This window comes from Brevundimonas sp. (genome assembly GCF_036399195.1).
Taxonomy (GTDB): Bacteria; Pseudomonadota; Alphaproteobacteria; order Caulobacterales; family Caulobacteraceae; genus Brevundimonas.
In genome coordinates this window covers 1-7421 of sequence record NZ_DASWNO010000188.1, presented here as the reverse complement: position 1 = coordinate 7421, position 7421 = coordinate 1, and the positions used below count along the sequence as shown (strand labels likewise).

Genomic DNA, 7421 nt, shown 5'->3' with positions numbered 1-7421 from the left:
CCGGCGATGACGTCCTGCGCCCCCAACCACAGCACCAGCGTCACCCCGCCGAACATCACGGCGATGATCATGGCCGTCATGAAGGCCCGCGCCTTCATGCGGACCAGCGACACGCCGAAGGCGTCCTCCACCGCGGCGCCGAAGCGGGCGATGGCGCTGGCCTCTCTGCCGAAGGCCTGCACCGTCTCGATGGCGTCGACGCTCTCGCCGGCGAAGCCGACGGCGTTGGCGAACCGGTCCTGCGACGCCACGGTCAGCTTCCGCACCCGCCGTCCGAAGAGGAAGATGGGTCCCAGCAGCAGCGGCACGACCAGCAGCACGAGACCGGTCAGCTTGGGGCTGACGACGAACAGCAGGACGGTCCCGCCAATCAGCGTCAGGAAGTTGCGCAGGGCGAACGACACCGAGGTCGTCATCAGCGTCTCGACCAGGGCGATGTCGGTTGTCAGGCGCGACAGCACCTCGCCCGTCCGCATGGCCGCATAGAAGGCCGGGTCGAGCGTCAGCACCCGTTCGAAGAGACCCTTGCGGAGATCGGCGATGACCCGCTCGCCGGTCTTGGTCACGAAGTAATAGCGTACGGCCGTCGCCAGCCCCAGGAACAGGGCGTTGGCCCCCAGCAGCAGGAACCACAGGTTCAACTGCGAGCCGCTGTTGTCGAAGCCGTTATCGATCGCGCCCCGCGCCGATGCCGTCAGCGCCAGCGAGGCGGCGGTGGACAGGACCAGCCACAGCGCCGCCATGGCCATGTGGCCCTTGTGCCGCAGGGCGTAGGGCAGCAGCCGGCCCAGCGGGCGGACGTCGCGGCGTTTGGCGCGGCGCTCCCCGGCCTCGCCGATCTGCTCCATCAGCACCGCGCCCGCGCCCGGGCGGCCGCGGATATCGGCGGCGGCGGCGGAGGCGGCGGAGCTTGTATCGGTCATGGCGCGCGCCTCTTGCCCCGGAACGGGCCCCGGTGTAAACGCCGCCGCTCATTCCCGCCCTTCGCTGGCGGGTTTTCTCATTTTCGCGCTCCGACGGTCGGCATCGTCATCGCGCAGAGACCGGACCAGACCCATGAAGGCGGATACGCACCCCGACTACCACTTCATCACCGTGACGATGACCGATGGCACGACCTATCAGACGCGCTCGACCTACCAGAAGGAAGGCGCCGTCCTGAACCTCGACATCGATCCGCTGACGCACCCTGCCTGGACCGGCGGCAACCAGCAGCTGATGGACCGCGGCGGCCGCGTCTCGCGCTTCAACAACAAGTTCGCCGGCTTCATCAAGAAGTGAGGTAACGGCAGGGCGACTTTCCTGTCACACCCTGCGGCGACACGATCACAAAGGCGTCGGTCCGAGGACCGGCGCCTTTCTGTTTTTCCGGAACGCCGATAATATGGCGCCGTTGGCTTTCGGGGGTGTGGACGCGGTGTCCCGCATGGAAGCCGACCGAAGAGACCTTGCAATGAATCGACGGCAATTGGGACTTGGCGCGGCCGTGACGGCGGTTGCGTCCGCGATGGGGGCCGCCTCGGTCGTCGCCCAGACGCGCGATCCCGGCGCCGTCGCCTTCTACGATGCGTTCAACGACCAGCTGGCGGCCCTGCCGGCGGCGGCGCAACCCGACGTCCGCGCCTTCTACGAGCTGAACGGCTGGCGTCCGGTGTGGACCCCGGAGCGGCTGCGCGCGCTTCAGGCGGCCGCCGCCCGCGCCGAGCGGCACGGGCTGTCGCCGGCGGACTTCTTCGACTTCCAGGCGCTGGCCGCCGGGCGCGGCGCGGCCGAGATTCGCACCACCGCCGCCGCCCTCGACTACGCCCGGGTGCTCAGCGAAGGCCGCGTGCGTCCCGAGACGGTCGAGGACCTGTGGGAGATGCAGAAGAACCGGGTCAACCTGCCGGTCGGCCTGAACGACTCTCTCGCACAGAACAAGCTGGTCGACTGGTTCGAGGCCCTCGCGCCCACGGACATCGGCTACTCCAACCTGTCCGCCGGTTATGTGCGCTACCGCCGTCTGATCAACGAAGGCGGCTGGCCCGCCTTCCGCCAGGGGCCGACCATCGAGCCGGGCAGCAGCGACGCGCGCATCCCCGCGCTGATCCAGCGGCTTGTCGCCGAGGGCGACCTGCCCGCCGCCGAAGGGGCGCGGCTGCGCGCCCTGGGCATCGTCTACGGGTCGGAACTGCAAGAGGCCGTGCGCGGCTTCCAGACCCGTCACGGCCTCGGCGCCGACGGCCGCATCGGACCCAGCACGCAACGATCCCTTTCTGCCTCGGCCGAGGACCGCGCCCGCCAGATCGCCCTCAATCTCGAGCGCCGCCGCTGGCTCAAGCGCGAGGTCGCGCCGGAGCGGATCGAGGTCAACACCGCCGCCGCCATCATGGTCTACTGGAAGGACGGCCGTCCGGTGCACTCGAACCGCGTCGTCTGCGGCTCGCCGGCCAACCAGACACCCAGTCTCGAGAAGCAGTTCGCCTCGGTCGTCGCCAACCCGCCCTGGTATGTGCCGGCGTCGATCGCCCGCAACGAGATCCTGCCCAAGGGTCCGGGCTATCTGGCGGCCAACAACATGTACATGTCGAACGGCACCGTCATCCAGCGGGCCGGACCGTCGGCGGCGCTGGGCTATGTGAAGTTCGAGCTGCGCGACAGCTACGCCATCTTCCTGCACGACACGCCCGCGAAGGCAGCCTTCAACCTGTCGATGCGCCAGCGTTCGCACGGCTGTGTGCGGGTCCAGAACGCGGTCGACTTCGCCCGCCTGCTGCTGTCTCCCGACCCGACGCTGCTGTCCGAGTTCGACACGGCGCAGGACACGCGTGAAACCAAGCGCATCGCCACGGGCCGCGAGATCACCGTGCGGCTGCTGTACTGGACCGCCTTCGTCGACGGACAGGGCCGCGTCGCCTTCCGCGAGGACGTCTACGAACGCGACGCCAAGCTGGCCGAGGCGCTCGGCATCGCCATCAGCCTGCCCAAGCCCATCGATGACGGCGCGCGCGAGGCGAACGACGTCGGGCCGTAGGGCTCAAGCGACTTCCCCGGCCTCGCTACTGCCTGAACGCCGCAGTCAGCCTGTCCAGCTGGCTCTGTACCGGATTGACCGTCTCTTCCTCCGGCGGGTCCAGATGCATCCGGCGGTCGAGGTGCAGGACGCGGTCGTAGAGTTTCTCGGCCCGGACAACGTATTCGACCAGGGCGATGGGCAGTTCGGCGTCGGTCGGCTCGGTCTCGGCCTTGCGGCCGGCCAGTCGGTAGCGCGGCTCGCACGCCGCTTCGGGCGTCATGTCGCCCTCGCGCACCGCTCGTTGCACCAGCAGCCAGGACGCGATCTGCATCAGCCGCGTGGTCAGCTTCATGCTTTCCCCCGCGTACGCCAGCGCCGTGGCGCGAGACAGCAGCTTGGACTCGCGCCGCCCGTCGCCATCCAGATAGGCGGCGGTGTCCTCGACCAGTTCCATGCCCTCCCGGAACGTACGGTCGAACAGCTCCGAGCGCGCGAAGTCGTCCACGACCGTGGCGCGCGAACGGCCTGACGACGGAGGAAGCGGAACGTTGGTGGGCATGAAGGGGGTCAAACTCGTCAAGGGCCGCGCATCCGTAACACGCCGGGCTCAGATGCGCGCGGCGCCCCGGTCGGTGCAATGCTCATGCCAGCGGCCGTGTCAGGAGGAGCGGAAGTTGAAGATGGCGTCGGCGGCGCTGCGCTGGGACGACTTGCCGTCGATGGCCGTGCGCGAGCGGGCGATCTCCGCCTCCAGCGCGGTGATCCGCTCCTGCAGGTCCACGACCGAATAGGGGTCCAGGTCCTCGCGCGACAGGGCCGCCAGCGGCGCGCCGCGCACGGGCCGGGGCTCCAGATCCTCGAACATCGCTGTCTCCTTCGTGGTCAAGGGATACGCAACCGCCTAACTGAACCCCCGGAACAGGGCGATTGCAAGGAGCGGAGGCGCGCATGCGGGTCATCGAGATCACCGGCGGGAGCGGTCCGGCGGAAGCCCTGACTCTGTCCGAACGACCCGATCCGGCAGCGGGCGCGGGTGAAATCCGCCTCCGGGTGCGGGCCGCGGGCGTGAACCGCCCGGACCTGCTGCAACGGCTCGGCCGCTACCCCGCGCCGCCCGGAGCGTCCGACATCCTGGGGCTGGAGGTCGCGGGCGAGATCGACGAGGTCGGGCCTGGCGTGACCCGCTGGAGGGCCGGAGACCGCGTCTGCGCGTTGCTGGGCGGCGGTGGCTACGGCGAACTGGCGGTGGTCGACGCACGGCACGCCCTCCCCGTCCCGGACGGCGTCGATTTCGTACAGGCGGCGGCCTTGCCGGAGACGGTCTGCACGGTCTTCGCCAATGTGTTCGAGGCCGGCGCCCTCAGGCCCGGCGAGACCCTGCTGATCCACGGCGCGACCAGCGGCATTGGCGTCACCGCCATCCAGATGGCCAAGGCCGCCGGAGCCCGGGTGGTCGCAACCTCGCGCGGCAGGGAAAAGGCCCTCGCGGCGTCACATCTCGGTGCGGATCTCAGTCTCGACGCGGTTTCGGACGACCTGGCCGCCGCCATCGCGGCTTTCGGCGGCGTGGATGTGGTGCTCGACATGGTGGGAGCCGAGTACGCCGCCTTGAACCAGTCCGCCCTGAAAGCGCACGGCCGCTGGGTGGTGATCGCCACCCTGTCGGGGTCCTTGGCCGAGATTGATCTGGCGCGGTTGATGATGAAGCGGATCGTGCTGACCGGCTCGACGCTTCGGGCCCGGCCGGCGGACGAGAAGGCCCGGTTGATCGCGGCTGTAGAGGCTCGCGTCTGGCCCTGGGTCGTGGCGGGGCAGGTCCGACCGCCGGTTCACGCGGTCTTTCCGCTGGAGCAGGCGTCGGCCGCCCACCTCGCTCTGGAGGCGGGCGGCCATGTCGGCAAGGTCGTCCTGACTGTCTGACTTACCAGCGGCCGCCGCGGCCGACCGGGCGGAGGGAAGAAATCCGGTCGTTCACGCCCCAGCGCTGCAGGTTGCGGATGTCGTCCCGGAAGGTCTGGCACTGGCCGCGGAAGTAGGCGTCGGTGCAGGCCTCCCACTCGCCGCGCACCTGGATAGACGAGATGGCGTCGTTGAAGCCGCTGTTGGCCAGGTTTGGTATGGGTCCGTCAAAGCGGAAAGACGCGCCCCGGAAGTCGGCGTCGCGGTAGACGGTGATCGCCTCGCGACCGCCGCCCGGACGGTCGGGCCGGTCCGGCCGATCAGGACGATCCGGCCGGTCCTCAAACTGGCCGCGGTTCGGCCCGCACACCAGCAGGCCGTCGTCGTTGCGGATCGTGTAGTCCGAGCAGCGGTTCAACTCGATCGACGTCCCGCGGACGCGGCCCCGGTCCGTGCGGCAGTCGGCATACAGTCGGCCGCGGTTGACGTATTCGCCGCTGCAGCTCTCGCGGTAGTCGCCACGCGGCGCCACGCGCGGGGAGACCTGTCCGCCCTGCGCCGCCGGGGTCGACGCGACCGTCATGGCCGCCAGCATTTCAATCAACATTGTCGTCCTCCCAAGGGATTGCAGCGCCCGATGCGCCGTTGGAGACACGGTCCGATACCGGACATGAACCTTGGCTGTACGCTGGTGTCGGCGTCCGTTTTCTTTTCAGGCGAATGCGCCTATATCGGATTCATCAACGCCCGGTCGAAAGGCCGGGCGCCGTCGTATCCAGAGCCCGGTTTTCCGGCTCGAATTTGCACAATCGGAAGCGTCCATGACCGACATCCTCATGCCCAAGGCCACCGCGGTCTGGCTGGTCGACAACACCTCCCTGACGTTCGAACAGATCGCCGCCTTCTGCGGGCTGCATCCGCTGGAAGTGCGCGGCATCGCCGACGGGGACGTGGCGCGCGACATCCGCGGCGCCGACCCACTGGTCAACGGCCAGCTGACGCGCGAGGAGCTGGACAAGGCCCAGAACGACGAGAACTACCGCATGCAGGCCGTGGTCAGCCGCCACGCCGAACTGATGAAGGGCGGCAAGCCCGCGCCGAAATACACGCCGGTCTCGCGTCGTCAGGATCGCCCGGACGCGATCGCCTGGTTCGTGCGCAACCACCCCGAGGTGACCGACGCCCAGATCGCCAAGATGCTCGGCACCACCAAGTCGACCATCGAGAGCGTGCGCAACCGGACCCACTGGAACAGCGCCAATATCAAGCCGGTCGATCCGGTGACGCTCGGTCTCGTCGGTCAGCTGGCGCTCGACGAGCTGGTCCGCAAGGCGGCCGACAAGAAAGCCAAGGACGACGCCAAGAAGGGCGGCGCCACCCTCCAGCCCGTCGATGCGCCGGAACCCGCCGAGGAAGAGTTCGTCCCCGAGGCCCGCGAGCGCCGCGGCGCCGAGCCTACGGCGGCGTCGGTGTTCGGCTCCAAGGACTGACACAGAAAAAAGGCCCCGGAGATCGCTCTCCGGGGCCGATTTCGTTCTGGGGCGGGCGCTATCCTGCGCGCGCCTCCAGACTGGTGATCTGTTCCTTGATTCGGAGCTTCTGCTGCTTGAGCTCCCTGACGCGAAGCGAGTCCGAGGCCGGGTGCGTGACCTCGCGCCGGATGGTCTCATCCAGGCTGCGGTGACGGTTTCCCAGTTCGCGGATACGAGCTTCGATGGTCATGGCTTGCGCCTCCATGTCTAAGGGACCACTAGAGTGAGCGCCCGGCTGGCCCGGTTGTAGAATCACGTTCCGGTGAGACGCCGGACCTGCGGACGCGACGAGCCTGGAGCCGGACTTGGCCGAAGATGTGAACGGAGCCGTACCGAAGCCGGCCGGCGCCGAACCCCGAAAAATGATCGTCGGAATTTCCGGAGCGTCCGGCGTGACTTACGGGGTGCGGACGCTCGAGGCGCTGCGTGAACTGGGTGTGGAGAGCCACCTGGTCGTCACTCGGGCGGCTCTGCTGACGCTGTCTCAGGAAACCGATCTATCGCCGGACGACCTGACCGGGCGCGCCGACGTGACGCACCGGCTGACCGATGTCGGGGCCACGATCGCGTCGGGGTCGTTCCGGACCATGGGCATGATCGTGGCGCCTTGTTCGGTGCGGACGATGAGCGAGATCGCCACGGGCGTGACCTCGACCCTGCTGACACGCGCCGCAGACGTGGTGCTGAAGGAACGACGGCCGCTGGTGCTGATGGTGCGAGAGACGCCGCTGCACCTGGGCCATCTGCGCACCATGACGGCCGTGACCGAGATGGGCGCGATCATCGCTCCGCCCCTGCCCGCCTTCTACGCCAGACCCCGCTCGATCGAGGATATCGTGGACCAGTCCGTGGGCCGGGCGCTGGACCTGTTCGGCCTCGACTGGGCCGCGGTGCGGCGCTGGGACGGGCTGAAAGGCGCCAGCCCGGAATGACGCTGTGGGACTGGGCCGTCGCGGCCTATCGCGCCGGGGGCGTGGCCGACGCTTGCCTGGAAC

The 7421-nt window shown here is 68.9% G+C and carries 10 protein-coding genes; 5 read left to right on the top strand and 5 right to left on the bottom strand.

Going from position 1 to position 7421, the window contains the following annotated elements:
* The coding region (locus VGB60_RS08735; protein WP_331037879.1) for an ABC transporter transmembrane domain-containing protein at window positions 1–923 on the bottom strand (923 nt) is incomplete at its 3' end.
* Between the two features lie 133 nt (window positions 924–1056).
* Between VGB60_RS08735 and rpmE the strand changes: the two genes are divergently transcribed.
* Both rpmE and VGB60_RS08725 read left to right on the top strand, forming a co-directional pair.
* Entirely contained in the window at window positions 1057–1281 is a 225-nt protein-coding gene (gene rpmE, locus VGB60_RS08730) for a 50S ribosomal protein L31 (RefSeq protein WP_331037878.1), read from the top strand.
* 172 nt (window positions 1282–1453) lie between these two features.
* Complete coding sequence (locus VGB60_RS08725) at window positions 1454–3013, top strand: L,D-transpeptidase family protein (protein WP_331037877.1); 1560 nt, start codon at window positions 1454–1456, stop codon at window positions 3011–3013.
* A gap of 25 nt (window positions 3014–3038) precedes the next feature.
* On the opposite strand, the gene VGB60_RS08720 is transcribed toward VGB60_RS08725, so the two are convergent.
* A complete protein-coding gene (locus VGB60_RS08720; protein WP_331037876.1) occupies window positions 3039–3554 on the bottom strand; it encodes a DUF1465 family protein in 516 nt (171 codons plus the stop codon).
* A 99-nt stretch (window positions 3555–3653) separates the two neighbouring features.
* On the bottom strand, window positions 3654–3860 hold the full coding sequence (locus VGB60_RS08715; protein WP_331037875.1) for a DUF1192 domain-containing protein: 207 nt from the start codon (window positions 3858–3860) through the stop codon (window positions 3654–3656).
* An 83-nt stretch (window positions 3861–3943) separates the two neighbouring features.
* On the opposite strand from VGB60_RS08715, the gene VGB60_RS08710 reads away from it, so the two are divergent.
* The gene (locus VGB60_RS08710) at window positions 3944–4915 is read left to right on the top strand and encodes an NAD(P)H-quinone oxidoreductase (RefSeq protein WP_331037874.1); all 972 of its coding nucleotides are present in this window, start codon (window positions 3944–3946) and stop codon (window positions 4913–4915) included.
* 1 nt (window position 4916) lies between these two features.
* Here the strand turns inward: VGB60_RS08710 and VGB60_RS08705 are convergent, their stop codons facing one another.
* The gene (locus VGB60_RS08705) at window positions 4917–5501 is read right to left on the bottom strand and encodes a beta/gamma crystallin-related protein (protein WP_331037873.1); all 585 of its coding nucleotides are present in this window, start codon (window positions 5499–5501) and stop codon (window positions 4917–4919) included.
* 214 nt (window positions 5502–5715) lie between these two features.
* Here VGB60_RS08705 and VGB60_RS08700 point away from each other — a divergent pair, with 214 nt between their 5' ends.
* A complete protein-coding gene (locus tag VGB60_RS08700) occupies window positions 5716–6384 on the top strand; it encodes a DUF1013 domain-containing protein (RefSeq protein WP_331037872.1) in 669 nt (222 codons plus the stop codon).
* A gap of 58 nt (window positions 6385–6442) precedes the next feature.
* Here the strand turns inward: VGB60_RS08700 and VGB60_RS08695 are convergent, their stop codons facing one another.
* Window positions 6443–6616, bottom strand: coding sequence for a YdcH family protein (locus tag VGB60_RS08695; RefSeq protein WP_331037871.1), 174 nt, complete (start codon window positions 6614–6616; stop codon window positions 6443–6445).
* A 172-nt stretch (window positions 6617–6788) separates the two neighbouring features.
* Between VGB60_RS08695 and VGB60_RS08690 the strand changes: the two genes are divergently transcribed.
* Window positions 6789–7358, top strand: coding sequence for a UbiX family flavin prenyltransferase (locus VGB60_RS08690; RefSeq protein WP_331037870.1), 570 nt, complete (start codon window positions 6789–6791; stop codon window positions 7356–7358).
* Window positions 7359–7421 lie beyond the last annotated feature (63 nt).

Bases quoted from the DNA above. Each gene is read 5' to 3' on its own strand.
- rpmE (WP_331037878.1), top strand. From the start codon at position 1,057: ATGAAGGCGGATACGCACCCCGACTACCACTTCATCACCGTGACGATG.
- VGB60_RS08725 (WP_331037877.1), top strand. From the start codon at position 1,454: ATGAATCGACGGCAATTGGGACTTGGCGCGGCCGTGACGGCGGTTGCG.
- VGB60_RS08720 (WP_331037876.1), bottom strand. From the start codon at position 3,554: ATGCCCACCAACGTTCCGCTTCCTCCGTCGTCAGGCCGTTCGCGCGCC.
- VGB60_RS08715 (WP_331037875.1), bottom strand. From the start codon at position 3,860: ATGTTCGAGGATCTGGAGCCCCGGCCCGTGCGCGGCGCGCCGCTGGCG.
- VGB60_RS08710 (WP_331037874.1), top strand. From the start codon at position 3,944: ATGCGGGTCATCGAGATCACCGGCGGGAGCGGTCCGGCGGAAGCCCTG.
- VGB60_RS08705 (WP_331037873.1), bottom strand. From the start codon at position 5,501: ATGTTGATTGAAATGCTGGCGGCCATGACGGTCGCGTCGACCCCGGCG.
- VGB60_RS08700 (WP_331037872.1), top strand. From the start codon at position 5,716: ATGACCGACATCCTCATGCCCAAGGCCACCGCGGTCTGGCTGGTCGAC.
- VGB60_RS08695 (WP_331037871.1), bottom strand. From the start codon at position 6,616: ATGACCATCGAAGCTCGTATCCGCGAACTGGGAAACCGTCACCGCAGC.
- VGB60_RS08690 (WP_331037870.1), top strand. From the start codon at position 6,789: ATGATCGTCGGAATTTCCGGAGCGTCCGGCGTGACTTACGGGGTGCGG.